This is a genomic window from Nocardioides sp. cx-169, assembly GCF_021083605.1.
In the GTDB taxonomy this organism is placed as follows: domain Bacteria; phylum Actinomycetota; class Actinomycetes; order Propionibacteriales; family Nocardioidaceae; genus Nocardioides.
In genome coordinates this window covers 249434-275272 of the sequence record NZ_JAJNRO010000009.1, presented here as the reverse complement: position 1 = coordinate 275272, position 25839 = coordinate 249434, and the positions used below count along the sequence as shown (strand labels likewise).

Below are 25839 nucleotides of genomic sequence, written 5' to 3'. Positions count from 1 at the left end.
CCAGTAGCGCCAGCGACTTCGTGGTTTGGTCACAAACCGCAGGCTCCGGCGGTTCGCTGACGCGGTTTGTGACCAAACCACATCCCGCCGACTCAGCGCGTGAGCACAGCGAACAGCTGCTCGGCGGTCTCACACCGGTCCAGGAGCTCCCCGACGTGGGCGCGGCTGCCCCGGAGCGGGTCGATGGTGGGCACGCGCTGGAGGGACTCCCGGCCGGGAAGGTCGAAGATGACGGAATCCCAAGACGCCGCAGCCACATGGTCGGCGTACTGCTCCAGGCACCGACCGCGAAAGTAGGCCCGCGTGTCCTCGGGCGGGTCGTGCATGGCTCGGACGATGGTCTTCTCGTCCAGAAGGCGCTCCATCCGGCCCGAGGCGGCCAGGCGGTTGTAGAGCCCCTTGTCCGGTCGGATGTCGGAGTACTGCAGGTCGATCAACGCCAGCTTGGCGTCGTCCCAGTCCAGCCCGTCGCGCTCGCGGTACTGCTCGAGCAGCTTGAGCTTGGCGACCCAGTCCAGCTCGGTGGCGCATAGCATCGGGTCCCGCTCCAGCCGGTCGAGCACCGACTCCCAGCGGGCGAGTACGTCGAGCGTCTGTGGGTCCGCGTCGGCTCCCAGACGGTCTTCGACGTACTTCTTGGCCAGGTCCAGATACTCCAGCTGCAGCTGCACGGCCGTGATGGTGCGGCCGTCGGTGAGCGTCAGCGTCTGGCGGAGCGTGGGGTCGTGGGAGACCGAGCGCAGCGCGGCAACGGCGCCGTCCACGGTGAGGTCGGGGCCGATGAAGCGGTCCTCGATCATCGCCAGGACCAGCGAGGTGGTGCCGACCTTGAGGTAGGTCGACACCTCGGAGAGGTTCGCGTCGCCGATGATGACGTGCAGGCGTCGGTACTTCTCCGGGTCCGCGTGCGGCTCGTCGCGGGTGTTGATGATCGGTCGCTTCAGCGTGGTCTCGAGGCCCACTTCGACCTCGAAGAAGTCGGCGCGCTGGCTCACCTGGAAGCCGTGCTCACGCCCGTCCTGGCCGATGCCCACCCTGCCGGCGCCGCACACCACCTGCCGGCTGACGAAGAACGGCGTGAGGTGGCGCACGATGTCGCCGAAGGGCGTCGAGCGCCGCATCAGGTAGTTCTCGTGGGCACCGTAGGAGGCGCCCTTGTTGTCGGTGTTGTTCTTGTACAGCGCAATGGGGACGCCGTTGGGCAGGGCCCCGGCCCGCCGCTGGGCGTCGAGCATCACCTGCTCCCCCGCCTTGTCCCAACGCACGATGTCGAGGGGGTTGGTCACCTCGGGCGTGGAGTACTCCGGGTGGGCGTGGTCGACGTACAGCCGGGCCCCGTTGGTGAGGATGACGTTCGCCAACCCCATGTCCTCATCGGTCAGCTGCGAGGGGTCGGCGACCTGGCGCGCCATGTCGAACCCGCGCGCGTCGCGCAGCGGGGACTCCTCCTCGAAGTCCCAGCGAGCGCGCCTGGCCCGTACGGTCGCCGACGCGTAGGCGTTCACCACCTGCGAGGACGCCACCATCGGATTGGCCAGGGGCTGCCCCTGGACCGAGATGCCGTACTCGACCTCCGTCCCCATGACCCGCCGTACGCTCATGGAACGAGCCTACGCGGCCGGCCAGCGCCCGTTCTTCAGCGCTTGCGGAGCACCATTTGAGCGAGGTAGACGATGACGAGGACGACGACGATGATGACGAGGATCTTGATCATGAGTGGCTCCGGGGGTGCGGGCCGTCCGCGGTGGACGACGCAGAAGCCATGACTAGCACACCGCGGGCCGCGCTGTGCGGCTCCGACGCGCCGGTGGGGCCGTCGAGATGAGGTGGTGGGAGGAGCGCGTCGTCCCCAGGCTCGTCCAGGCGTCGCTGCGTGGGGAGGAGCTGGCCCCCCACCGCGACCGTGCCTGTGCCCAACTGAGCGGCGCGGTGCTGGAGCTGGGCTTCGGCAGTGGTCTCAATCTGGCCCACTGCCCGCCCGGCATCGTCCGGATCGACGCCGTGGAGCCCTCCGACCTGGCCTGGCGGCTCTCTCAGGACCGGCGCGCGGCCACCTCTGTGCCGGTCACGCGCGTGGGTCTCGACGGCCAGCGGGTCGACGCCGACGACGCGACCTACGACGCGGTGCTCTCGACGTTCACGTTCTGCACGATCCCCGACCCCATGCGCGCCTTGAGCGAGGTGCGGCGAGTGCTTCGTCCGGGGGGTGCCCTGTTCTTCCTCGAGCACGGTTTGGCGCCCACGGCGACGGTGCGGAGGTGGCAGCGCCGGTGCGAGCCCGTCCAGCGCCGCGTCGCCGGCGGCTGCCACCTCACCCGGGACCTGCCGGACCTGGTGACGGCCGCCGACTTCGACATCACCGACCTCGAGCAGGGCTACCTGCCCGGACCGCGTTTGACTCGGCCGTTCACGTACTGCTCCGCCGGCCGGGCCGTCGTCCGTACCGGCTAAGTGCGGGGGTTTCACTGCGCGGTTTGGTCACAAACCGCGCGTTCCGGGCGCGTGCTTCCACGGTTTGTGACCAAACCGCGCGCCAATGGACCGGGCTACAGGTACTGCCCCGTGTTGGCGACGGTGTCGATCGAACGTCCGGGCTCGGTGCCCTGCTTGCCGGTGATGAGGGTGCGGATGAAGACGATCCGCTCGCCCTTCTTGCCGGAGATGCGCGCCCAGTCGTCGGGGTTCGTGGTGTTGGGGAGGTCCTCGTTCTCCTTGAACTCGTCGACGCACGCCTGCAGCAGGTGCGAGACGCGCAGACCGCGCTGCTGGTGGTCGAGGAGGTCCTTGATCGCCATCTTCTTGGCCCGGTCGACGATGTTCTGGATCATGGCGCCGGAGTTGAAGTCCTTGAAGTACAGGACCTCCTTGTCTCCGTTGGCATAGGTGACCTCGAGGAAGCGGTTCTCCTCGGTCTCGGTGTACATCCGCTCCACCGTGGCGCGGATCATCCCGGCGACGCAGGCGTTCCGGTTGCCGCCGAACTCCTCCAGGTCATCCGCGTGAAGCGGCAGACTCGGCGTGAGGTACTTCGAGAAGATGTCGCGAGCCGCCTCGGCGTCGGGGCGCTCGATCTTGATCTTCACGTCCAGCCGGCCGGGGCGCAGGATCGCGGGATCGATCATGTCCTCGCGGTTGGACGCTCCGATGACCAGCACGTTCTCGAGCAGTTCGACACCGTCGATCTCACTGAGCAGCTGCGGCACGATCGTGTTCTCGACGTCGGAGGAGACGCCGGAGCCACGGGTCCGGAAGAGCGAGTCCATCTCGTCGAAGAAGACGATGACGGGGGTGCCTTCGCTGGCCTTCTCCCGCGCACGCTGGAACACCAGGCGGATGTGCCGCTCGGTCTCGCCGACGTACTTGTTGAGGAGCTCGGGGCCCTTGATGTTGAGGAAGTACGACTTCCCCTCCTGGCCGGTCTTGGCGGCGACCTTCTTGGCCAGCGAGTTGGCCACGGCCTTGGCGATCAGGGTCTTGCCGCATCCGGGAGGCCCGTACAGCAGGACCCCCTTGGGGGGTTTCAACTCGTGCTCGAGGAACAGCTCGGGGTGCAGGTAAGGCAGCTCCACTGCGTCGCGGATCTGCTCGATCTGCCCGAACAGGCCTCCGATGGACTCATAGTCGATGTCCGGTACCTCTTCGAGGACGAGCTCCTCGACCTCGGACTTGGGCACCTTCTCGTAGACATAGCCCGCGCGCGAGTCGAGCAGGAGGGAGTCGCCGGCCCGGATGGTGTCGCTGAGCAGCGGCTGCGCCAGGCGCACGACGCGCTCCTCGTCGGCATTGGCGATCACCAGGGCGCGCTCGCTGTCGGCAAGCAGCTCCTTGAACATCACCACCTCCCCGACCTTCTCGTAGTCGAAGGCGGCAACGACGTTCAGGGCCTCGTTGAGCATGACCTCCTGGCCGCGACGCAGGTCGTCGAGCTGCACCGACGGGCTGACGTTGACCCGCAGCTTGCGCCCCCCGGTGAAGACGTCCACGGAGTCGTCCTCGTTGCGAGCCAGGAAGGTTCCGAAGCCGGCGGGTGGCTGGGCGAGCCGGTCGACCTCTTCCTTCAGCTTCATGATCTGGTCGCGCGCCTCGCGCAGCGTCTCCGCGAGTCGCTCGTTCTGAGACGTGACAGCCGACAGCGAGCGCTGTGCGTCTGCCAGCCGCATCTCCACCCCATGCGAGTGCGTCGGCACCTCGTTGAGCCGGCGGCGCAGGTCGGTCACCTCGGACTCGAGGAAGCGCACCTGGCTCTCGAGCTCGTCGGGACTCCGACCGCTACCGCTGCTGGACACACCATCTGACATCGACATGAGGCCCACCTCCTGTACGTGCGACCCTACCCGGGCATCACACCAACGGAAGTCTCTGAGCCACGGTGTTGGTCACGATTTGGGACAGGGTCGGTCCCCCGGAGGGCCCGTGGTTTGGTCACAAACCGCACGTCGGAGGGGCGGCGGGTTGCGGGTTGTGTCCCAACCACCGGGGGGCCGCGTCCCCCCCGGGGGGTTCCCCACCCCCCGCGGGGGGGGGGGGGGGGCGTTGGGGGTTTCCCCCCCACACCACGGGTGGACGACGTCCGCCCGCGGGGGGGTCAGCGGGCGTAGCGGCGGGCGAAGTTGCGCAGGAGGGTGCCGGGATGGGAGACGGTGACGGCGCGGGCGGCGTCGCGCAGGCGGTCGGCGTCGGCGGGGTCGAAGTAGCCGTGCGTCGCGTAGACCGAGATGCGGGTCAGCAAGCCGGGCAGGTCGAGCTCGGGGTGGAACTGGGTGGCGTAGACGTGCTCACCCACCCGGAAGGCCTGGACCGGGCAGGCCCCGGACGTCGCCAGCAACGTGGCGTGGGCGGGCAGGAGCGACAGCGCCTCCTTGTGACCGCCGTACGCCGTGAAGTGGCGCGGGACGTCGGCGAACAGCGGGTCCGCGAGACCGGCGTCCGTGAGCGTCACCGACAGCGGGCCCACGGGCTCGGGGTGGTTGGTGTCGACCACCCCGCCCTGGTGGCTGCCCAGCGTGCCGATTCCGTAGCAGGCGCCCAGGAAGGGGAAGTCGGCCGCGACGACCGCGTCGAGCAGTACGGCGAGCTCGTCCTCGGTGCGGCGCTGGGCCTCCGACTTCAGCGGCTGGGGGTCCGACACGGTGAACGCGCCGCCGCCGAGCAGGATGCCGGACCAGTCATCGAGCGCCACGTCCCCCAGGGGGCCGGAAGCCAGGGACCGGGTGTGCAGCTCGGCCGGCGAGACCTCTAGGAATCGGCAGAATGCGTCGTACTCCTCCCGCGCCGCCGCCTCCTCGGCGCGGATGGACAGGAGCAGGAACGGCCTCACTCGCTCTCGGCCTCCCCGACCGCCTCACCGGACACGTCCTCGACGACCTCGGCGCGCGGCCCGGTGTAGTCGGGACCGTAGGCGCCAGGGGCGGGACGGCGGCGCTTGAGCGGAGCCCTCTGGCCGGGCGCCATGCGACGGGCGGTCACCAGGAAGGCCGTGTGCCCGATCATCTTGTGCCCGGGCCGTACGGCGAGCCCCTCGACGTGCCAGTCGCGCACCAGCGACTCCCACGCCTGCGGCTCGGTGAAGCCGCCATGTAGCCGCACGGTCTCCATGAAGCGCGACAGCTGCGTGGTGGTGGCGACGTACGCGCACACGATGCCGCCGGGCCGCAGCGCGTCGGCGGTGGCGTCGAGGCACTCCCAGGGCGCGAGCATGTCGAGGATGACTCGGTCGTAGCGCTCCCCGCTCGCCGGCAGCTCCTCGGCGAGGTCGCCCAGCCGCAGCGACCAGGCCGGGTGGGTCTCGCCGTCGGGCGCCCCGAAGAACTGGGTGACGTTCTTGCGCGCGACCTCGGCGAACTCCTCACGACGCTCGTACGACGTCACGCGCCCGAACGGGCCGACCGCCCGCAGCAACGAGCAGGTGAGGGCGCCGGAGCCGACCCCGGCCTCGACCACGTCGGCCCCGGGGAAGATGTCGGCCATGGCCACGATCTGGGCGGCGTCCTTGGGGTAGACGACCGCCGCCCCGCGAGGCATCGACACCACGAACTCCGAGAGCAACGGCCGGAAGACGAGGTACTCGCCGCCCGACGTCGAGGTGATCGTGAAGCCCTCCTCCCGCCCGATCAGGTCGTCGTGGGACATCCCGCCGCGATTGGTGTGGAAGGTCTTACCGGCCTCGAGGCAGATGTTGTGCTTGCGCCCCTTGGCGTCGACCAGTCGCACCCACTCGCCCTCGCGCAGGGGCCCGCGGTGGACACCGGACCAGGCCTGGGGGGCGACATCGTCGTCGTGCGGTTGGGTCGAGGACACCGCGGAACCTTACTGGGGCCGGGCACTCACTGGCGAAACGCTCGGTCGACGTCGGCGGTGGACAGCACGCCGTAGACGCTCCCGTCCTCCTCGACGAGCACGTACTCCGCCGCCGGAGTGCGGTTGATCGCCATGACCAGCTCCTCGCCGTCGATGCCGACCGGAAGCTGTAGACCCTCGTCGAGGGTGCGGGCGACGGTGGACACCGCGACCCACGGGCGCCGCTCCGGCGGAGTGGCCAGCAGCGCGGCCTCGTTGACCACGCCGACAGGGCGCCCCCCGGTGGTGACGGTGACGATGCTGCCCGCCTCTGCCTCCTGGGCACGGCGGACGGCCTCGGCCAGCGGAAGGTCGTCGGGCACGGCGAGGGTACGGCGGGCGAGCTCGCGGGCGCGCAGCGCGGGCAGTCGCGCGCGCAACCGGGCCGAGGCCATCGCGGCGGTGGCACCCGACCACAGGAAGGAAGCGATGACGATCGCGAGCACGAAGTCGATGACGTCGGGGGGCCGCCCGAGAACCTCTTCCTGGAAGAGCGGCCACAGCAGGACCAGCCCGGCCGTGATCCGGCCGCCCCAGCCTGCCGCGAGGGTGCCACGGTGCACGTTTCCGGTGGCGCGCCACACGGCGGCCTTCAGCACCCGACCTCCGTCGAGCGGCAGTCCCGGCACCAGGTTGAGGATCCCGACCAGAAGGTTCGCGCCGGCGAGGCCCTGCACGGCCATCAGCAGCAGCCCGTCGGGGGTGACGAACCACAGGCCCACCCCGACGGCACCGACCGCCAGCGAGGTCAACGGCCCCACGACGGCGATCCAGAACTCCTGGCGCGGCGTGCGTGCCTCCCCCTCGATCGAGGTCATGCCGCCGAGGAAGTGCAGTGTGATCGACTGCACCGTGAAGCCGTAGCGGCGCGCCATGAGCGCGTGCGAGGCCTCGTGGAGCAGGACCGACCCGTAGAGGATCACCGCGAACGCGAGGCCGGCGACGTACTTCCCGGCGCCCAGGCCCGGTTCCACCAGCTCGACCTGGGGGGCCATCAAGATGGCGATCAGTCCGGCGATGAGGAACCACGACGAGGACACGAGGACCTCGCTGCCCGCGATCGTGCCCAGCTTGAAGGTCCCGGGGGGCCGGGGAGCAGGGCGCGGGACGGGGTCGGACACACCTCGAACCTAGCCGACCCTCGTTCGCCGTCGGCGTGCGGCGTCGCCTTCCCGCGGGCTGTCGGCGCCCTCGCCTAGGGTCGAGCTCGTGAGGTCACGATGACGGTCCAGGCAGCGGCGGGCGCCTCCCCGGCGGAGCGGGTCTCCACCCCCGTGGACGGGGTGGACGTGCTCGGCGCGCTCTCCCCCAGCCGCGCCGGCGACTTCCTGACCTGTCCGCTGCTCTACCGCTACCGCACCATCGATCGGCTCCCCGAGCCCTACTCGGCTGACGCCGTGCGCGGCACGGTGGTCCATCGGGTCCTGGAGAACCTCTTCGACCTGCCGGCGCGCGAGCGCACCCCGGAGCGCGCGCGCGGACTGCTCATGCCGGCCTGGGACGAGCTGCTCGACGCCGAGCCCGGCGTGGCCGAGATGTTCGGCACCGAGGGCCCCGACGTGGCCGCGTGGCTGACCTCGTGCCGCACCGTCCTCGACCGCTACTTCTCCCTCGAGGACCCCCAGCGCATCGAGCCCGCCGAGCGAGAGCTGTACGTCGAGGCGCTGCTGGACTCCAAGCTGCTGCTGCGCGGCTTCGTGGACCGGATCGACGTCGCCCCCGACGGCGCGATCCGGGTGGTGGACTACAAGACGGGGCGCTCGCCGACCGAGGGGTTCGAGGCCAAGGCCCTGTTCCAGATGAAGTTCTACGCCCTCGTCATCTGGCGCACCCGCGGGGTCGTGCCCGCCATGCTTCAGCTGATCTACCTGGGCAACGGCGAGATCCTGCGCTACGTGCCCGACGAGCGGGACCTGCTCGCCACCGAGCGCAAGGTCGAGGCCGTGTGGCAGGCGATCCGCCACGCCACCGAGAGCCGCGACTGGCAGGCGCGCCGCAGCCGGCTGTGCGACTGGTGCGCCCACCAGGCCATCTGCCCCGAGTGGGGCGGCACTCCCCCGCCGCTGCCCACCCCCGACGACGGCGAGGACGCGCGCTAGGCGGGCAGCTCGGCCTCGGCCGCCTCGACGGACTCGGCCGTGACCTCGTGCGGCTTGATCCGACCGTCCCGGATGTCCTCGGCGTAGTGGCAGGCCACCAGGTGGTCCGCCCCGCCCAACAGCCGCAGCGGGGGCCGCTCGGTGTCGCAGCGGGTCTCCTGGCGAAACGGGCAGCGGGTGTGGAAGCGGCAGCCCGGGGGCGGCGCGGCCGGAGACGGCAGGTCACCGGCCAGGACGATCCGCTCGCGGCCTGCCTCGACCTTCGGGTCGGGCACGGGGACGGCCGACATCAGGGCCTTGGTGTAGGGATGCAGCGGCTCGGCGTACAGGTCGTCGCTCGAGGCCTGCTCCACGATGCCGCCGAGGTACATCACCGCGACCTCGTCGGAGACGTGTCGGACGACGGCGAGGTCGTGGGCGATGACCAGGTAGGTCAGGTTGAGCCGCTCCTGCAGCTCGTCGAGCAGGTTGAGCACCTGCGCCTGGATCGAGACGTCGAGCGCGGAGACCGGCTCGTCGGCGATCACGAAGCGGGGCTCGAGGGCGATCGCTCGGGCGATGCCGATGCGCTGCCGCTGCCCGCCGGAGAACTCGTGGGGGTACTTCAGCGCCGCCGAGGCAGGCAGGCCCACCTGGTCCAGCAGCTCGCGGACCCGGTCGCGGCGGTCGTAGGCGATCCCGTGCGCGCGCAGGGGCTCGGTGAGGATGGTCTCGACGCTCTGGCGGGGGTTGAGGCTGGCCAGCGGGTCCTGGAAGACCATCTGCATGTGCTGGCGCATGCGGCGCAGGCTCTCCCGGGGCAGGGCCGCGACGTCGGTGCCGTCGTAGATGACCCGGCCCTCGGTCACGGGCGCCAGTCTGAGCACCGCCTTGCCCAGCGTCGACTTGCCGCAGCCCGACTCACCGACCAGACCCAGCGTCCGGCCGGCGGGGATCGAGAGGTCGACGCCGTCCACGGCCTTGACGGCTCCCACCCGGCGGCCCAGCAGGGCGCCACTGCGGATCGGGAAGTGGACCTTGAGTCCTTCGATGCGCACCAGCGGCTCGGGCCGCTCGGCTGGCGGCAGGTCCTCGGGCATCTCCTGCGCCACCGCGCTGGGGCTCTCGCTCATCGCGTCTCACCTCTCGCCGGGCGGGATGTGTCCAGGGGGTTGTGGCAGCGCACGTGGCGCACGCCCTCGTCGGTCAGCTCGGGGGTCTGCGTGGTGCACACCTCGAGGACGTTCTGGCAGCGCGGAGCGAACGCACAGCCCTGCGGCCACGGCAGGACGTTGGTCGGCGAGCCTGGGATGGCGGTCAGCGGCTCCCCGCGCGGCGAGTCCAGTCGCGGGATGCTGCCGAGCAGGCCCCCGGTGTAGGGATGACGCGGCTCCTCGAAGAGCACGTCGCGGGTGGTCGACTCGACGATGCGGCCGGCGTACATCACGTTGACCCGGTCGCACAGGCCGGCGACGACGCCGAGGTCGTGGGTGATCATCAGCAGCGCCGCGCCGGTGTCGGCCACGAGCTCCTTCAGCACCTCCAGCACCTGGGCCTGGATCGTGACGTCGAGGGCCGTGGTCGGCTCGTCGGCGATCAGGAGCCGGGGTTGGCACGCGAGCGCGATCGCGATCAGCACCCGCTGGCGCATGCCCCCCGAGAGCTGGTGGGGGTACTCCTTGAGCCGGCGCACGGGGTCGGGGATCCCGACCTTGCGCAGGAGGTCGCCGGCGCGGTCCCGGGCCTCCTTGCGGGTGACGTCGTTGTGGCGGCTGATCACCTCGGCGATCTGGACGCCGACCGTGACCACCGGGTTGAGCGAGGTCATCGGGTCCTGGAAGACCATCGCGATGTCGCGCCCGCGCAGCTGGCTCATCTCGTTGCGGGACAGGGACATCAGGTCGACGTCGCCGTAGCGGATCTCCCCCGACGTGCGGACTCCGCGCCGCGGGAGCAGTCCCATGATCGCGAGCGAGGTCACCGACTTGCCGCTGCCCGACTCCCCCACCAGGCCGACGTGCTCGCCGGGCCGGATGTCGAAGGACACCCCGTCCACCGCGCTGGTACGGCGTTGTCCCCGCAGCCCGAACTCCACCCGGAGGTCGCGCACGGTGAGCAGTGGCTGGCGGCCCGGGTGGACGCTGACGGCGTCGTGCAGGGACATGGTCATGCCGTCACCTTCGAGATCGGGGGTCGAGGGCCTCGCGCAGCGCTTCACCGAAGAGCGTGAAGCCGAGTGCGGTGATGGCGATGGCGACGCCCGGGTAGATGGCGAGTCGCGGGTCGGCCTGGAAGCGGTCCTGGGCCGCGACGAGCATGCGTCCCCACTCCGCCACCGCCGGATCGGCCTCGCCCAGCCCGAGGAAGGACAGGGCAGCGACCTCGATGATGGCCGTGGCGAGGTTGAGGGTGGCCTGGACGATCGTGGGTCCCAGCGAGTTGGGCAGGATGTGGCTCATCACGATGCGCCGCTTGCGCAGGCCCAGGGACGAGGCGGCCAGCACGTAGTCAGAGCGGCCCTGCGACAACATCGACCCGCGCAGCAGCCGCGCGAAGATCGGCACCTGCACGACGCCGATGGCGATCATGATCGCGTAGGCGTTCTTGCCGAGGATCGCCGCGATGCTGACGGCCAGGAGCAGGCTCGGGATCGAGAGCATGATGTCGACCAGCCGCATGATGGCCGTGTCCACCCAGCGGCCGAACCGGCCGCCGACGCTGCCGAAACCGCCGGCCAGGAGCCCGAGCGTGGCGCCCACGGCGAGGCCGATGGCGGTGGAGACGATGCCGTAGATGAGCGACTGCCGGGCCCCGTAGAGCATCTGGGTCCACATGTCCGAGCCGAAGGAGTCCAGGCCCAGGAAGTGATCCTCGCTGGGGCCAGGCACCTTGCTGGGGGTGATCTGGCCGGCCCACTCCGGCGACGCCGGCTCGTAGGACGTCAGCAGCGGCGCGATGATCGCGATGACCACGAACGCCAGCACGATCAGGGCGCCGAGGATGGCCGAGGGGTTGCGGCGCAGTCGACGCATCGCCCCGCGCCACAGGCTCACCCCGTGCTCCTCCGGGGCGCCGCCCGTAGCCGGGTCCATGCCCGCCGGACCCGGCGCGGCCGGCATCAGCGGGATGCTCATGCGACCCTCAGCCTCGGGTCGATGACGCCGTAGAGAAGATCGACGGCGAGGTTGATCAGCGAGTAGATGATCGCGATGAAGATGATGTAGCCCTGCAGGACCGGGTAGTCACGGTTGGTGATCGCCTGGAACAGGTAGGAGCCGATGCCGTTGAAGCTGAAGACGGTCTCGGTGAGCACGGCACCGGAGAACAGCAGCCCGGTCTGGAGGCCGATCGTGGTCGCCACCGGCAGCATCGCGTTGGGCAGGACGTGACGGCGCGAGATGACGCTGCGGGCCAGGCCCTTGCTCTCGGCGGTGCGCACGTAGTCCTCCTGCATGACGTCGGCGACGGAGGCGCGGGTGATGCGCACGATGATCGCCAGCGGGATGGTGCCCAGCGCGACGGCCGGCAGCACCAGGTGGATCACGGCGTCCCACGAGGCGTCCCACTCCTGGGTCAGGAGTCCGTCGAGCACCGCGAAGCCGGTCACGTCGGTGGAGTCCATGCGCGGGTCCTGTCGCAGCGCGGTCGGGAACCAACCCAGCCAGTCCGCGAAGACCAGCTTGAGCAGGATCGCCAGGAAGAAGACCGGGGTCGTGACCCCGAGCAGGGAGCCGGAGACGACGAAGGTGTCGAGCAGGCGGCCCTGGTGGCGCGCGGCGAGGTAGCCGAGCGGGATGCCCAGGACCACGGCGAAGAGCAAGGCCGCGAGGGCCAGCTCGATCGTCGCGGGGAAGCGGCTCAGGAAGCTGTCCAGCACCGGCTGGCCGGTCTGGATGGAGTTCAGGAAGTCGCCCTGCAGGAGGCTCTTGAGGTACGTCAGGTACTGCTGCAGCACCGGCTCGTCGAAGCCGTAGGCCTCGGTGACGCGACGCAGGCTGTCCTCGTTGGCGCGCTCGCCGAGCAGCGCCCGGGCCGGGTCGCCCGGCAGGGCCCTCACCCACACGAAGAGGAGGATCGAGAGCCCTGCCAGGACCGGCACCATCTGCGCCAGGCGGCGGAGGGTGAGACGAAGCATCTCCCTACCGCCGCCCGGACGCTGACGCCCGGTGGGACCCGATCACTCGTTCGAGACGGTGATCAGGTTCCAGACCTCGTCCTGCACCGGACTCGGCTCGTAGCCCTCGACACCGGGCGCGAACCCGAGCGACGGCACCGGGTGCGCGATCGGCACGCCGGGCAGGTACTCCATGACCTGGCGGTTGATCTCCTCGTAGAGCGGGGTCTGCTCCTCGACCGTCGGGATCCCGCGGGCCTCGTCGAGGCCCTGGAAGATCTCGGCGTTCTTGAAGCCCCACTCGTTGGACTCCTGACCGAAGAAGACGCCGAGGAAGTTGTCGGTGTCGTTGTAGTCACCGGTCCAGCCGAGCAGGTGGATGCCGTGCTTGTCGGTGCCCTGGATCTTCTCCAGGTAGTCCGGGTCCCACTGGTCCGCGGTGGGCGTGATCTTCAGGCCGACGGCCTGGAGCTGGGTCCGGATGATGTTGAAGGTGCCCTCCGGGTCGGGCATGTACGGGCGCGAGACTCCGGTCGGGTAGTTGAACTCGATGGTGGCGCCGGCGGCGCCGGCGTCCTCCAGGAGGGACTTGGCCTTGGCCGGGTCGTAGTCGTAGGTGGTCACGTCGCTGGCGTAGCCGTTGACGACCTCGGGGATGAACTGCGTGGCCGCCTCGGTGCCCTCGGGCATCGAGGTGCTGATGACCTCCTCGAGGTTGATCGCGTGGGCGATCGCCTGGCGCACCCGCAGGTCGTCCAGCGGCTTCTGCTTCTGGTTCATGCCCAGGTAGAGCACGTTGAAGGCGGGCCGGTTCTCGATCTGCATGCCCGCATCCTCGAGGGGGCCAAGGTCGGCGGGGCCGACGAGGTCGAAGCCGTCGATCTCCTCGTTGGTCAGCGCGTCCGCGCGGGCCTTCGGGTCGTCGATCGCGACCACGACCGCCTTGTCGATCTTGGCCTTCTCGCCCCAGTAGTCGTCGTTGCGCGCGAGGGTGACGTTCTCCTCGCGGTTCCAGGCCTCGAAGACGAACGGGCCGGTGCCGGTCGGGTGCGCGGTGGAGTACTCGGTGTTGCGCGGGTTCTCGGCGGCGTCGTCTTGGAACTCCTCGAGGGCCGAGGGGCTCTGCATCGAGAAGGCAGGGAGCGACAGGGCCGCGATGAAGCCGGCGAAGGGCTTCTTCAGGACGATCGTCGCCGTCGCGTCGCCGTCGGCGGTGCACGAGTCGTAGACCGCGGCCTTGGAGTTCTCACCGGTGGCGAAGCCGCGGAACAGTGCCCCGTAGTAGTAGGTGAGGTCCTCGGTCTGCGCTGTCTCGGGCATGTTGTACCAACGGTCGAAGTTGGCGCACACCGCCTCGGCGTTGAAGTCGGTGCCGTCGTGGAACTTCACGCCGGTCTCGAGATCGAAGGTGTAGGAGAGACCGTCGTCGGACACCTCCCAGCTCTTGGCGAGCAGCGGGGCGGGGTCGGCCGTGCCGGGCACGGTGCCGACCAGACCCTCGAAGATCTGCCGCGCCACGCGGAAGCTCTCGCCGTCGGAGACGAAGAACGGGTCGAGCGCCACCGGCTCGGCCGACCCGGCGAACACGAACGTGCCCCCGGCCTCGCTGTCGCCGCCACCCCCGTCCCCGTTGTCGCGGTCGCTCTCCGCGCATCCGGCGAGGACGAGTGACCCCGCAACCAGGCCGGCGAGAGCGCCGGCTCGTAGACGATTCCTCTTGGTCCGCACGATTCACCTCATGGTCGACACGTTCTCGCAGAGCCCCGGATGCTGCCGTGCTCGTAGAGCGAACGCAGGGAACATACTCGGCCGCCGGGCCCGTGGCTACCGGACATCCCGCGGCCGATGGTCGCGATCTGGCAACGATCTGAACGCGAGACACCCTCTCGCGGGCAGCCTTACGCCACCACGACCTCGAGTCGATGGGCTCTCGTGGGTCGTAGGTGGCGGGAGGCTACCGGTGTGCTGAGCCCGCCAGACGCCACTCGTGCGACGGACGGCCGACCAGGTCGACCAGCGACGACAGGAATACCCGGGCTGGCCCAGGCGGCACCGCCACGTGGTGGGGGACGACCAGCACCGTGCAGCCGGCCGCCTCGGCGGACGTGGCCCCGGTGGCGGAGTCCTCGACGGCCAGACAGTCCTCGGCCTCGACGCCGAGCGCCGCGGCCGCCGTCAGGTAGGGCTCGGGGTGGGGCTTGCCGTGTCCGACCTGGTCGCCCGTGACCACGACATCGAACGTGTCGGCCGGCAGCTGGTCGAGGATGGGCTCGACGAATCGCGTGTAGGACATCGTGACGAGGGCGCAGGGCACGGCCTCGGCACGCAGCTCGGCGAGGAGCTCGCGCGCACCGGGACGCCACGGCACCTCACCGCGGACCCGGTCCACGACCCCGTCGAGCAACCGCTCCACGATCTCCTCCGCGGTGAGCGGCAGGCCGAGCTCCTCGCGCATGTAGCGCCCCGACGACAGCAGGTCGTTGCCCACGAGCCGCATCGCGTGCTCGTGGCTCCAGGTCGCCCCGAACTCTGCGGCGAGCGCGTACTCCGCGTCGATCCAGTACGGCTCGGTGTCGACCAGCGTCCCGTCCATGTCCCACAGCACGGCCTGGGGAAGCCAGCCGGTGACCTCGGGGGCCGCATCCGCTGCGACGGGCTGTTCCACGGTGCTCAGAATGCTCTCCCCATTCGGTGACTGCTGGTCGACGTCGGTCTCCAGTATCCGCCCTGCGGCGCGTGGTCGCACATCGGCGCGCGCGCTGACCTCGAAGCGGCAAGCGGCCCTGGCCGCGAGGCGCTACTGGTGGCCTCTCCGCGGCGATCCGGCTCGTCCGCCGGCTCGGTGGTCAGCGGCAGCCGCCGCGCTCGGCGGACCCGGCGGGGTCTCGGCACGCTCCACCACGATCCTCCGGGCCACCGACGCGACGGTGAGCCGGACCCCCTCCGGCGTCTGGTCGTCCATGCCCTCGAGATGCGCCAGGATCCACTCCGCCAGGTCGTCTCGCAGCCGGGCGACGGCCCGGAGGCCGTGGGCACTCAGCACGAGGTCGTCCATGTCGCCCTCGATGAGCCCCCGATCGGCCACCCGACGGAAGACCGGCTCCAGGACCGCGGGCGGGAGGCTCCGCGACGCACTTATCCGGGCGACGTCGGCGGTGTGGCCCGAGGCGGTCAGCCCGTAGACCTGGACCAGGGCCCAGATGCCCGCCGCGTCGAGGTCCGGCGTGCCGGCCTCGAGCACCTCGAGCACCCGATCGCCCTCGCGACCGTAGAGCAGGTTCCCGATCCGACGGGACAGGACCTCTTGGCTTGGCGGTGCCTCCGGCGCGCCGAAGCCCGCCCCGAGGTCGCTCGCCCCGTGCGCCAGGCTGTCGACCAGATGCACCTGCGGAAGCAGCAGTGCGAGGACGAACGCGACCATCGCCACGGGGGCGGCCCACAGGAACACCTGGCTGAGCGCGTCGGCGTACGCGTCGACGATCGGGGCGATGACGCTGTCCTTGAGCCTGTGGAGCGCGCTCGGGGTGGCCAGGTCGGCGGAGGTGACGCCGGGGCTCTTGGCGATGGCTGCGGGAAGCCGGTCACTGAGGAAGTTGGCGTAGAGAGTCCCGAAGATGGCGGCGCCGAAGGCACTGCCCATGGTGCGGAAGAAGGTGACGCCCGACGTCGCGACCCCGAGCTGGGCGTAGGACACCGAGCCCTGCACGATGATCGTGAGCACCTGCATGCTCAACCCGATGCCCAACCCGAGGACGAACAGGTAGAGCGACGACAGCGCCAGCGGGGTCGACGCATCCATGCGCGAGAGCAGGGCCAGCCCGAGCGCCATGACCAGGCTGCCCACCACCGGGAAGACCTTGTAGCGCCCGGTCTTGCTCACGATGTTGCCACTGATGATCGCCGTGAGGAGCAGACCGAGCACCAAGGGCAGCATCCGCATCCCGGAGTCGGTGGCCGAGACGCCCTCGACGTACTGGAAGAACGTCGGCAGGAACGTCATCGCGCCGAGCATCGTGAAGCCGACGACGAAGCTCAGGGCGCAACAGTCGGCGAACACCCGCGACCGGAACAGCCGCATGGGCAAAATGGGCTCCGTCGCGCGTCTCTCGATGAGCACGAACACTGCGAGCACCGCGACGCCGCCGACGAGCAGGCCCACGATCTGCCATGACCCCCAGCCGTAGGTGGTGCCGCCGAGGCTGGTCGCCAGCACGAGCATCGAGGCGCCGAGCGCGACGGTGGCCATGCCCGCGTAGTCGATGCGATGCCGGGCTCCGCCGGGGATGTGGGGAATGGTGAAGCGGGCCGCGACGATGACGACCGCGGCGAGCGGCACATTGACGTAGAAGCACCAGCGCCAGCTGGCGCTGTCGGTGAGCACCCCGCCCAGAAGCGGGCCGATGACCGTGGCGACCCCGAAGACCGCGCCGAGGGCTCCCTGGAACTTGCCGCGCTCACGAAGGGGGATGATGTCGGCGATCAGGGCGGTGGCGGTGACGGTGAGCCCTCCGGCCCCGATGCCCTGGACCGCGCGAGACGCGATGAGCCAGACCATGCCCTCCGAGAGCCCACAGAGCGCGGAGCCGAGGATGAACACGGTGACGCTGAGCTGGAACAGGAGCTTGCGCCCGAACTGGTCGCCGAACTTGCCGACAACCGCCGTCACCGCGGTCTGCGCCAGCAGGTAGGACGTCACCACCCAGGAGACGTGGTTCCCCCCGCCGAGGTCACCGACGATCGTCGGCAGGGCCGTGGAGACGATCGTCCCGTCCAGGGCGGCCAGCAGCATCCCCATGCCGATGGTCGCGAACGCCATGGTCCGGGCACGCCCGGTGAGGGCGACCGGCCGCGACGCAGTCTCCGGGTCGGTGGGAGCCGTGGCGACAGACATCGAGCCTCCTCGAGATGGCGACGCTCGAAGTCTTCACCTGCGCCGACACCGTGAGAAGGGTCCTTCGCCCCTGTCCGGCGACATCGCGCACCGTAGAGAGCTGGCTCAGTCCTCGGGGTCGTAGCCGAGGTTCGGAGAGAGCCAACGCTCGGCCTCCGCCAGGGTCCAGCCCTTGCGCGCGGCGTAGTCCGCGACCTGGTCGCGGCCGAGCCGGCCCACCACGAAGTACTGGGACTGCGGGTGGCTGAAGTACCAGCCGGAGACCGAGGCGCCCGGCCACATCGCCATGGACTCCGTCAGCGTGATGCCGGTGCTGGCCTCGACGTCGAGGAGCTCCCACAGCAGGGGCTTCTCGGTGTGGTCAGGGCACGCGGGGTAGCCGGGCGCGGGCCGGATGCCGTCGTACTTCTCGGCAATCAGGTCCTGGTTGGAGAGCTGCTCGTCGGCGACGTGTCCCCAGAACTCGGTGCGCACGCGCTGGTGCAGGCGCTCGGCGAACGCTTCCGCGAGGCGGTCCGCCAGGGCCTCCACCAGGATGGCGTTGTAGTCGTCGAGATCGTCGCGGAACGCCTTGACCCGCTCCGGCAGCCCGATCCCCGCCGTGACCGCGAAGCCGCCGATGTGGTCGGGCAGACCGGTGTCGACGGGGGCGACGTAGTCGGCGAGCGAGCGGTTGGGCACTCCCTCGCGGTGGTCACCCTGCTGGCGCAGGTGGTGCAGCACCGTCCGGCGCTGCTCGCGCGAGTCGTCGGTGTAGGTGATGACGTCGTCGCCGTCGGCGTTGGCCGGCAGGAAGCCGTAGACGCCGCGGGCGGTGATCCACCTCTCCGCGATGATCCGGTCCAGCATCTCGTTGGCGTCGTCGTAGAGCTTGCGCGCCGCCTCCCCCGAGGTGGGGTTGTTGAGGATGTCGGGGAACTTGCCCTTCATCTCCCAGGCGTTGAAGAACGGCTGCCAGTCGATGTACTCGCGGAGCTCGGCGATGTCGTAGTCGTCGAGGACGTGGACGCCGCTCTGCTTCGGGGACGGAGGGACGTAGCCCTCCCAGTCGATGGGCGTCGCGTTCGCCTTGGCGTCCGCGTAGGAGAGCAGCTTGCGCTCGCTCTTGCCCGCGTGGCGGGCGCGCAGCGCGTCGTAGTCCTCCTTGACGTCGGCCATCAGGGCCGTGCGGCGGTCGTCGTGCAGGAGCGCGGCGGCGGTGGGCACTGAGCGGGACGCGTCCTTGACCCAGACGACGGGACCGTCGTACTTGGGGTCGACCTTCACGGCCGTGTGGGCGCGCGAGGTCGTGGCGCCGCCGATGAGCAGCGGGATGGTGAGCCCCTGGCGCTGCATCTCGGTCGCGAGCGTCACCATCTCGTCGAGCGAGGGGGTGATCAGGCCCGACAGCCCGATGATGTCGGCGTCGTGCTCCTTGGCCGCGTCGAGGATCTTCTGCGGGGGGACCATCACGCCGAGGTCGATGACCTCGTAGTTGTTGCACTGCAGGACGACGCCGACGATGTTCTTGCCGATGTCGTGCACGTCGCCCTTGACCGTGGCCATGACGATGGTGCCGTTGGTCTCCTTGGCGGTGGCGTACTCGGGGTTGTCGAGCTTCTCCTGCTCGATGAACGGGATCAGGTAGGCCACGGCCTTCTTCATCACCCGCGCCGACTTCACGACCTGGGGCAGGAACATCTTGCCCGCCCCGAACAGGTCGCCGACGACGTTCATGCCGTCCATCAGCGGGCCCTCGATGACCTCGATCGGCCGGCCGCCGCGGTCCGCGATGAGCTGGCGGAGCTCCTCGGTGTCGGACTCGGCGTAGGCGTCGATGCCCTTCACGAGCGCATGGGTGATCCGTTCGCCGACGGGCAGAGAGCGCCACTCCTGGGCCGCGGTCTCCTCCTTCTCCCCCGCCTTGTTGTGCGCCTCCGCGATCTCGAGCAGCCGCTCCGCGGCGTCCGGTCGGCGGTTGAGCACGACGTCCTCGATGCGCTCACGCAGCTCCGGCTCCACCTGGTCGTAGACGACCAGGGCACCGGCGTTGACGATGCCCATGTCGAGACCGGCCTCGATCGCGTGGTACAGGAAGACGGCGTGGATCGCCTCGCGCACCGGGTTGTTGCCGCGGAAGGAGAAGGAGACGTTGGAGATGCCGCCGGAGACCTTGGCACCCGGCAGGTTCTGCTTGATCCAGCGGGTGGCCTCGATGAAGTCCAGGCCGTAGGACGCATGCTCCTCGATGCCCGTGGCGACGGCGAAGACGTTCGGGTCGAAGATGATGTCCTCGGGCGGGAAGTCGACCTCGTCGACCAGGATCCGGTAGGCGCGCTCGCAGATCTGCTTGCGCCGCTCCAGGTTGTCGGCCTGGCCGTCCTCGTCGAAGGCCATGACGACCGCGGCCGCGCCGTACTTCTTGCACAGGCGGGCGTGCTCGCGGAACCGGTCCTCGCCCTCCTTCATGGAGATCGAGTTGACGATCGGCTTGCCCTGCACACACTTGAGCCCGGCCTCGATCACCTCCCACTTGGAGGAGTCGACCATGATCGGGACCCGGCTGATGTCGGGCTCCGAGGCGATCAGCTTCAGGAAGCGGTCCATCGCCGCGACCCCGTCGATCATCCCCTCGTCCATGTTGACGTCGATGACCTGGGCGCCGTTCTCGACCTGCTGCAGGGCCACGGCAAGGGCAGCGTCGTAGTCGCCGTCCTTGATGAGGTTGCGGAACCGTGCCGAGCCGGTGATGTTGGTGCGCTCGCCGACGTTGACGAAGAGGCTGTCCTCGTCGATCGTGAACGGCTCCAGGCCGGACAGGCGCATGGCCGGACTGACCTGGACCGGCTCGCGCCGCGGCTTGCCCTCGACGGCCTGCGCGATGGCCGCGATGTGCGCCGGGGTGGTGCCGCAGCAGCCGCCGACCAGGTTGACGAAGCCGCTCTCGGCGAACTCCTCGACGATCGCGGCGGTCTCCTCCGGCGCCTCGTCGTACTCGCCGAACGCGTTGGGCAGGCCGGCGTTGGGGTAGCACGACACGAAGCTGTCGGCCAGGCGGGACATCTCGGCGATGTAGGGCCGCATCTCCTTGGCCCCGAGCGCGCAGTTGAGACCGACCGCCAGCGGGCGGGCGTGCCGGATCGAGTCCCAGAACGCCTCGGTCACCTGGCCGGAGAGGGTGCGCCCCGAGGCGTCGGTGATCGTGCCGGAGACGATGACGGGCCAACGGCGGCCGTACTCCTCGAACAGCGTCTCGACCGCGAAGATCGCGGCCTTGGCGTTGAGGGTGTCGAAGATGGTCTCGATGAAGAGCAGGTCCGAGCCGCCGTCGAGCAGTCCACGGCCGGCCTCCAGGTAGGCCTCGACCAGCTGGTCGTAGCTGACGTTGCGGGCGCCGGGGTCGTTGACGTCGGGCGAGATGGAGGCCGTGCGGGTGGTCGGACCGTACGCGCCGGCGACGTACCTGGGTCGATCCGGCGTCCGCGCGGTCATGGCGTCGGCCTCGCGGCGGGCCAGCCGGGCGGACTCGTAGTTGAGCTCGTAGGCGAGCTCCTGCATGCCGTAGTCGCCCAGGGAGATGGCGTTGGAGTTGAACGTGTTGGTCTCGACCAGGTCCGCGCCGGCCTCGAGGTACTCGCGGTGGATGCCGGCGATGATGTCCGGCTGGGTCAGCGTGAGGAGGTCGTTGTTGCCCTGGAGGTCGCTGGGCCAGTCCGCGAACCGCTCGCCCCGGTAGCCGGCCTCGTCCGGGCGGTCCCGCTGGATCGCCGTCCCCATCGCGCCGTCGATGACCATGATCCGCTCCCGCAGCGTCGCGGTGAGGAGGTCAGTGGCATCGGGTCGCAGGTCCTGAGGTCGGGACACGGGACTCCTCTCGGGCTCGTGCGGCGCCCAGGCGGCACCGCTTCTCCAGGGTAGGAAGCGTGTCCACCGGCTGGATTGGGTTTCCGAATGGTGACACCGGGCGTGGAGCGCGGTGAAATCCTCGTCGGTCCCAGCGCAGGTCGCTCAGCGGGCATCTCGCTCGGGAGTGCTGGTCGGCCGGAGCGCCTCGCGCCCGGCGACTAGGCTTTCGGAGTGATCGAGATCGAGGACGCCCCCGAGCTGGTGGACCCCATTGTGATCGCCGCCTTCGAGGGTTGGAACGACGCGGCGGACGCCGCGTCCGGGGTGGTGGACCACCTGATGTCCGTGTGGCACGCGCGGGTGGTGGGGGCCGTCGACCCGGAGGACTTCTACGACTTCCAGGTCAACCGCCCGCAGGTCGGCACCGACGAGCACGGCTACCGGCGCCTGACCTGGCCCAGCACCCAGATCGCCGTTGCCTCCCCGCCCGACCTCGACCGCGACGTGATCCTCATCCGTGGCATCGAGCCCAGCATGCGCTGGCGTCAGTTCTGCGCCGAGCTCCTGGCCGCGGTCGACGAGCTCGGCGGCGAGCTCGTCGTCACCCTCGGCGCCCTCCTCGCGGACTCGCCCCACACCCGACCGATCCCCGTCTCCGGGACCGCCACCGAGCCCGAGCTGGTCGACCGGCTCAAGTTGGAGCAGTCGACCTACGAGGGCCCGACCGGGATCGTCGGCGTCTTCCAGGACGCCTGCGCCAAGCTCGACGTCCCCGCGGTGTCGTACTGGGCGGCCGTCCCCCACTACGTCGCCCAGCCGCCGTGCCCGAAGGCCACGCTGGCCCTGCTCGGCCAGCTCGAGGACCTGCTCGAGATCAGCATCCCGCTCGGGGACCTGCCGGAGGACGCCCGCGCCTGGGAGCGCGGCGTAGACGAGCTCGCCGAGGAGGACGAGGACGTCGCCGACTACGTCCGCAGCCTCGAGGAGACCCGCGACACCGCCGACCTGCCCGAGGCGTCCGGCGAGGCCATCGCCCGCGAGTTCGAGCGCTACCTCAAGCGCCGCGGTGGTGACGACGCCGGTCCTGCCTGATCGCGCCGGCCGCGTGTCGCACCTGCGGTTTGGTCACAAACCGCAGGTTCTCGGCGCCCGGATCTGCGGTTTGTGACCAAACCGCGGCATCGGCGACCGCCGGCGCGGCCCCTCAGAGCGACAGACCGAGCGCGGCGTCGAGCAGCGCCAGCATGGTCATGGCGGCGCCCGGGTCGCTGGTGTCGGCCAGGCCGTCGGTGCCGAGGGTGGCGGCGGCCCAAGCGTCGACCGCGGCGGCGGCACGGGGCGCGTCGAGGTCGTCGGCGAGCGCCGCCAGGACCTCGGTCACGACCGGACCGGCGGGGGCCCCGGCGCCGAGCGAGATCGCCTTGCGCCAGGACGTGACCGTGTCGACGGAGTCCCAGAGCTCCGCGTCGGTCCACTCCCAGTCGGAGCGGTAGTGGTGGCGCAGCAGCGCGAGGCGGATGCCCATCGGGTCGACGTCGCTGTTGCGCAGCGCGGACACGAAGACCAGGTTGCCGAGCGACTTGGACATCTTCTCGCCGTCGTAGGCGACCATCCCGGCGTGGGCGTAGACCTGCGCGAAGGGCGTGCCGGGCACGGCGACCTGAGCGTGGCCGGCGCACATCTCGTGGTGCGGGAAGACCAGGTCGGAACCGCCGCCCTGGACGTCGAACGCACCGCCGAGGTGGTGCATGGCGATCGCGGCGCACTCGATGTGCCAGCCAGGACGCCCCGGCCCGAAGGGGCTCTCCCACTTGGGCTCACCGGGCCGCTCCCCGCGCCAGACGACGCAGTCGAGGGGGTCGCGCTTGCCCGCTCGCTCGGGGTCACCACCCCGCTCGCCGAAGATGCGAAGCATGGTCTCGCGGTCGTAGCCCGACTCCAGGCCGAAGGCCGGGTCGGCGGTCACGGAGAAGTAGACGTCGGTGTCGACGCGGTACGTCGCCCCGGCGGCCTCGAGGCGCTCGATGAGCTCCACCGCCAGGGGGATCGACTCCACCGCCCCCACCAGGTGGTCGGGCGGGAGGACGCGCAGGGCGGTCATGTCCTGGCGGAACAGCTCGGTCTCGCGCTCGGCGAGCTCGACCCAGTCGACGCCGACCTTCGTAGCCCGCTCCAGGAGCGGGTCGTCGACGTCTGTGACGTTCTCGACGAAGCTGACCTCGTGGCCGGCGTTGCGCCAGGCGCGGTTGAGCAGGTCGAACGCCACGTACGTCGCCGCGTGGCCCAGGTGGGTGGCGTCGTACGGCGTGATGCCGCAGACATAGAGACGGGCCTGCCCCTCCGGGGTGGTCGTGACCCGGGCCCCCGTGGCGGTGTCGTGCAGTGCCACGGGCGGACCCACCTCGGGCAGGGTCGGGACCTCGGGGGCGCTCCAGGCTCGCATGGCGGCCAGCCTAGTAGGGCTGGTCAGAAGGGCGGCCACGGGATGGCCGGCCAGTCGCTGCTCGACAGCGGGAGGTGCCCGGTGTTGACCAGGCGCCGGCACCGGCGGTCGAAGGCCTCGATCTCCTGGTCGGTCAGGTGCTGCGCCAGCGCCTCACCAAGACCGCTGCGGAGCTCGGCGCGCAGCCGGCGCACGACCCGGTCCTCCTCGTCGGTCAACGTCTCGCCCTGCCATCCCCACAGGACGGTGCGGAGCTTGTGCTCGTGATGGAAGGCGATGCCGTGGTCCACGCCGTAGCGGTGCCCGTCGCTCATCGCCAGCACGTGGCCGCCCTTGCGGTCGGCGTTGTTGATCACGACGTCGAACACCGCCATGCGCCGTAGCGCCGCGGTGTCCTCGTGGATCAGCGAGACCCCCTGCTCACGCCCGTCGAGCCCGTCGAAGACGTGGAGCCAGCCGTCCGGCACCTGACCTTCCGGGACCAGGGTGACCGCCTCCTGCTCCTCGTCCGGCTCCTGCCAGAGCTGGCACATGCCGAGACCGTGCGGCCCCTCGCGCAGCCAGGTGTGCGGCACGACGTCCCAGCCGGTGGCCTCGGAGACCAGGTACGCCGCCACCTCGCGGCCGGCCAGGTGGCCGTCGGGGAAGTCCCACAGGGGCCGCTCCCCCGCGATGGGCTTGTAGACGACGGTGGTCTCGCCGATCTGACCGAGGAAGGTGGCGTTGGAGGCCGGCATGATCCGGCCCTGCAGAGTGAGCTCACCGCCGGGCTCGAACGCCGGCCTGGGAGCCGGGTCGGGCACGGGCTGGGTCACGGGTCCCGCCTGCGGAAGCCGTTGGCGCGCACGCACAGGTGGCCGTCGGGGTCCATCGGGTTGCCGCAGAAGGGGCAGCTCGGGCGCCCGGCGTCGAGCACCTGAGCGGCCCGCTTGACGAACGCCCGGGCGTGACCGGCGTCGATCCGCACGACGAAGACCTCCTCCGGCTCGGGCTCCTCGAAGTCCACGTCCTCCTCCGCCTGGTCCGGGGTCACGACGGCGGCCTCGGAGAAGGGGAACACCTCGATCACGATCTTCTGGTCGGAGGGGTCCCAGGACAGGGTCATGGTGCCGGCGCGGAACTCCTCCTCGATCGGCTGCTCGAGGGGGTGGGTGTCCTCGAGGCCCAACGGAGCCACGGCCGGAATGACGCCCGCGGCCGTGTTACTGGCCATCACCTCGTCGAGCAGCTCGTCGACGCGCTCGGCGAGGGCGGCGACCTGCTGCTTCTCCAGCGCGATGCTGGTGAGTCGGACGCCGCTGCGCGCCTGGAGGAAGAAGGTGCGCGATCCGGGGGGCCCGACCGTGCCCGCGACGAAGCGCTCGGGCGGGTCGAATCCGTGCATGATCGGTGCCATGCCGACCACCCTATGACCGGGCCGAAGGGCCCGCGCCACCGCCAACGGGTGCGTCCTCCGCGGCCTTGCGGCGACGAGTCCGCTTGGCCGGCGGAGCCGCAAGCCAGGACAGGTCGCCGTCGTGGGTGTTGGTGGCGAGGACGTAGGGGCGAGTGCCGGTGTAGCGCACGATCGACACCGAGGCCGGGTCGACGTGCAGGCGCTGGAACAGGTCGAGGTGCATACCGAGGGCGTCGGCCAGGACCGACTTGATGATGTCGCCGTGGCTCACGGCCACCCAGACCGCCCCGGACCCGTGCTCGGCCTCGATCGCCGCATCATGGCGCCGTACGGCCTCGACCGAGCGGGCCTGCATCGCCTGGAGCGACTCCCCGCCGGGGAATGTCGCCGCGGACGGCTGGGTCTGCACGACGCCCCAGATCTTCTCCTTGGCGAGGTCCTTGAGCAGTCGGCCCTGCCACTCGCCGTAGTCGCACTCGGTGATGCCGCGCTCGCTGACGGTCCGGGGGGCGGCGGGATGGCCGGCGGTGATGATCTTCGCCGTCTGGCGGCAGCGCTCCAGGGGACTCGTGACCACGGCGGAGAGCGGGACCACGCCCAACCGCTCGGCCGCACGCCGCGCCTGTGCCGTCCCGGTCTCGTCGAGCTTGACGCCTGGCGTGCGCCCCGCGAGGGTGCCGCTGGCGTTCGCGCTAGTCCGGCCGTGTCGGACCAGGATCACAGTTGCCATGCCCGGGACTGTAGTGGGGCTACCGT

The 25839-nt window shown here is 70.4% G+C and carries 20 protein-coding genes; 3 read left to right on the top strand and 17 right to left on the bottom strand.

All coding sequences use genetic code 11. From position 1 onward, the window contains the following. Positions 1-92: 92 nt before the first annotated feature. Positions 93-1601 (bottom strand): depupylase/deamidase Dop, encoded by a 1509-nt coding sequence (gene dop / locus LRP67_RS14605; RefSeq protein WP_231270890.1) that lies wholly within the window; start codon positions 1599-1601, stop codon positions 93-95. 220 nt (positions 1602-1821) lie between these two features. Here dop and LRP67_RS14600 point away from each other — a divergent pair, with 220 nt between their 5' ends. After that, positions 1822-2451, top strand: a complete 630-nt coding sequence (locus tag LRP67_RS14600; protein ID WP_231270889.1) for a class I SAM-dependent methyltransferase — start codon at positions 1822-1824, stop codon at positions 2449-2451. A gap of 95 nt (positions 2452-2546) precedes the next feature. Here the strand turns inward: LRP67_RS14600 and arc are convergent, their stop codons facing one another. From arc to LRP67_RS14580, 4 genes are all read right to left on the bottom strand, one after another. After that, on the bottom strand, positions 2547-4304 hold the full coding sequence (gene arc / locus LRP67_RS14595; protein ID WP_231270888.1) for a proteasome ATPase: 1758 nt from the start codon (positions 4302-4304) through the stop codon (positions 2547-2549). Between the two features lie 281 nt (positions 4305-4585). Next, positions 4586-5317, bottom strand: a complete 732-nt coding sequence (locus LRP67_RS14590; RefSeq protein ID WP_231270887.1) for a glutamine amidotransferase — start codon at positions 5315-5317, stop codon at positions 4586-4588. Next, positions 5314-6297, bottom strand: a complete 984-nt coding sequence (locus LRP67_RS14585; RefSeq protein WP_308189756.1) for a tRNA (adenine-N1)-methyltransferase — start codon at positions 6295-6297, stop codon at positions 5314-5316. The genes LRP67_RS14590 and LRP67_RS14585 overlap by 4 nt, the downstream gene beginning before the upstream one ends. Positions 6298-6323: 26 nt before the next feature. After that, positions 6324-7457: a site-2 protease family protein gene (locus LRP67_RS14580; RefSeq protein WP_231270886.1), complete on the bottom strand. Its 1134-nt coding sequence runs from the start codon at positions 7455-7457 to the stop codon at positions 6324-6326. A 99-nt stretch (positions 7458-7556) separates the two neighbouring features. Here LRP67_RS14580 and LRP67_RS14575 point away from each other — a divergent pair, with 99 nt between their 5' ends. Then, on the top strand, positions 7557-8435 hold the full coding sequence (locus LRP67_RS14575; protein WP_231270885.1) for a PD-(D/E)XK nuclease family protein: 879 nt from the start codon (positions 7557-7559) through the stop codon (positions 8433-8435). On the opposite strand, the gene LRP67_RS14570 is transcribed toward LRP67_RS14575, so the two are convergent. The 8 genes from LRP67_RS14570 to metH form a co-directional block, all read right to left on the bottom strand. Continuing rightward, positions 8432-9514: an ABC transporter ATP-binding protein gene (locus tag LRP67_RS14570; protein WP_374107424.1), complete on the bottom strand. Its 1083-nt coding sequence runs from the start codon at positions 9512-9514 to the stop codon at positions 8432-8434. The two genes, LRP67_RS14575 and LRP67_RS14570, sit on opposite strands and share 4 nt — an antisense overlap. A gap of 29 nt (positions 9515-9543) precedes the next feature. Then, complete coding sequence (locus LRP67_RS14565) at positions 9544-10584, bottom strand: ABC transporter ATP-binding protein (RefSeq protein ID WP_231270883.1); 1041 nt, start codon at positions 10582-10584, stop codon at positions 9544-9546. 4 nt (positions 10585-10588) lie between these two features. Next, complete coding sequence (locus LRP67_RS14560; protein ID WP_231270882.1) at positions 10589-11548, bottom strand: ABC transporter permease; 960 nt, start codon at positions 11546-11548, stop codon at positions 10589-10591. Then, positions 11545-12549, bottom strand: a complete 1005-nt coding sequence (locus tag LRP67_RS14555) for an ABC transporter permease (protein WP_231270881.1) — start codon at positions 12547-12549, stop codon at positions 11545-11547. The genes LRP67_RS14560 and LRP67_RS14555 overlap by 4 nt, the downstream gene beginning before the upstream one ends. 42 nt (positions 12550-12591) lie before the next feature. Next, positions 12592-14256 (bottom strand): ABC transporter substrate-binding protein, encoded by a 1665-nt coding sequence (locus LRP67_RS14550; RefSeq protein ID WP_231270880.1) that lies wholly within the window; start codon positions 14254-14256, stop codon positions 12592-12594. Positions 14257-14482: 226 nt separating this feature from the next. Further along, positions 14483-15193: an HAD family phosphatase gene (locus LRP67_RS14545; protein WP_231270879.1), complete on the bottom strand. Its 711-nt coding sequence runs from the start codon at positions 15191-15193 to the stop codon at positions 14483-14485. A 132-nt stretch (positions 15194-15325) separates the two neighbouring features. Continuing rightward, positions 15326-17419, bottom strand: coding sequence for an MDR family MFS transporter (locus LRP67_RS14540; RefSeq protein WP_231270878.1), 2094 nt, complete (start codon positions 17417-17419; stop codon positions 15326-15328). Between the two features lie 105 nt (positions 17420-17524). Continuing rightward, positions 17525-21262, bottom strand: coding sequence for a methionine synthase (gene metH, locus LRP67_RS14535; protein ID WP_308189755.1), 3738 nt, complete (start codon positions 21260-21262; stop codon positions 17525-17527). Positions 21263-21475: 213 nt separating this feature from the next. Between metH and LRP67_RS14530 the strand changes: the two genes are divergently transcribed. Further along, entirely contained in the window at positions 21476-22336 is an 861-nt protein-coding gene (locus tag LRP67_RS14530; protein ID WP_231270877.1) for a PAC2 family protein, read from the top strand. A 112-nt stretch (positions 22337-22448) separates the two neighbouring features. Here LRP67_RS14530 and mshC read toward each other — a convergent pair whose 3' ends face one another. The 4 genes from mshC to LRP67_RS14510 are packed head-to-tail and all read right to left on the bottom strand — an operon-like array spanning position 22449 to position 25813. Continuing rightward, entirely contained in the window at positions 22449-23687 is a 1239-nt protein-coding gene (gene mshC, locus LRP67_RS14525; protein WP_231270876.1) for a cysteine--1-D-myo-inosityl 2-amino-2-deoxy-alpha-D-glucopyranoside ligase, read from the bottom strand. A gap of 23 nt (positions 23688-23710) precedes the next feature. Then, entirely contained in the window at positions 23711-24502 is a 792-nt protein-coding gene (locus LRP67_RS14520; protein ID WP_308189754.1) for an SCO1664 family protein, read from the bottom strand. Further along, positions 24499-25083, bottom strand: a complete 585-nt coding sequence (locus LRP67_RS14515) for a DUF3090 domain-containing protein (protein WP_231270875.1) — start codon at positions 25081-25083, stop codon at positions 24499-24501. Before LRP67_RS14515 ends, LRP67_RS14520 begins: the two co-directional genes overlap by 4 nt. 10 nt (positions 25084-25093) lie before the next feature. Then, positions 25094-25813 (bottom strand): histidine phosphatase family protein, encoded by a 720-nt coding sequence (locus LRP67_RS14510; protein WP_231270874.1) that lies wholly within the window; start codon positions 25811-25813, stop codon positions 25094-25096. Between the last annotated feature and the right edge of the window lie 26 nt (positions 25814-25839).

Bases quoted from the DNA above. Each gene is read 5' to 3' on its own strand.
- dop (WP_231270890.1), bottom strand. From the start codon at position 1,601: ATGAGCGTACGGCGGGTCATGGGGACGGAGGTCGAGTACGGCATCTCG.
- LRP67_RS14600 (WP_231270889.1), top strand. From the start codon at position 1,822: ATGAGGTGGTGGGAGGAGCGCGTCGTCCCCAGGCTCGTCCAGGCGTCG.
- arc (WP_231270888.1), bottom strand. From the start codon at position 4,304: ATGTCGATGTCAGATGGTGTGTCCAGCAGCGGTAGCGGTCGGAGTCCC.
- LRP67_RS14575 (WP_231270885.1), top strand. From the start codon at position 7,557: ATGACGGTCCAGGCAGCGGCGGGCGCCTCCCCGGCGGAGCGGGTCTCC.
- LRP67_RS14570 (WP_374107424.1), bottom strand. From the start codon at position 9,514: ATGCCCGAGGACCTGCCGCCAGCCGAGCGGCCCGAGCCGCTGGTGCGC.
- LRP67_RS14565 (WP_231270883.1), bottom strand. From the start codon at position 10,584: ATGACCATGTCCCTGCACGACGCCGTCAGCGTCCACCCGGGCCGCCAG.
- LRP67_RS14560 (WP_231270882.1), bottom strand. From the start codon at position 11,548: ATGAGCATCCCGCTGATGCCGGCCGCGCCGGGTCCGGCGGGCATGGAC.
- LRP67_RS14555 (WP_231270881.1), bottom strand. From the start codon at position 12,549: ATGCTTCGTCTCACCCTCCGCCGCCTGGCGCAGATGGTGCCGGTCCTG.
- LRP67_RS14540 (WP_231270878.1), bottom strand. From the start codon at position 17,419: ATGTCTGTCGCCACGGCTCCCACCGACCCGGAGACTGCGTCGCGGCCG.
- mshC (WP_231270876.1), bottom strand. From the start codon at position 23,687: ATGCGAGCCTGGAGCGCCCCCGAGGTCCCGACCCTGCCCGAGGTGGGT.
- LRP67_RS14515 (WP_231270875.1), bottom strand. From the start codon at position 25,083: ATGGCACCGATCATGCACGGATTCGACCCGCCCGAGCGCTTCGTCGCG.
- LRP67_RS14510 (WP_231270874.1), bottom strand. From the start codon at position 25,813: ATGGCAACTGTGATCCTGGTCCGACACGGCCGGACTAGCGCGAACGCC.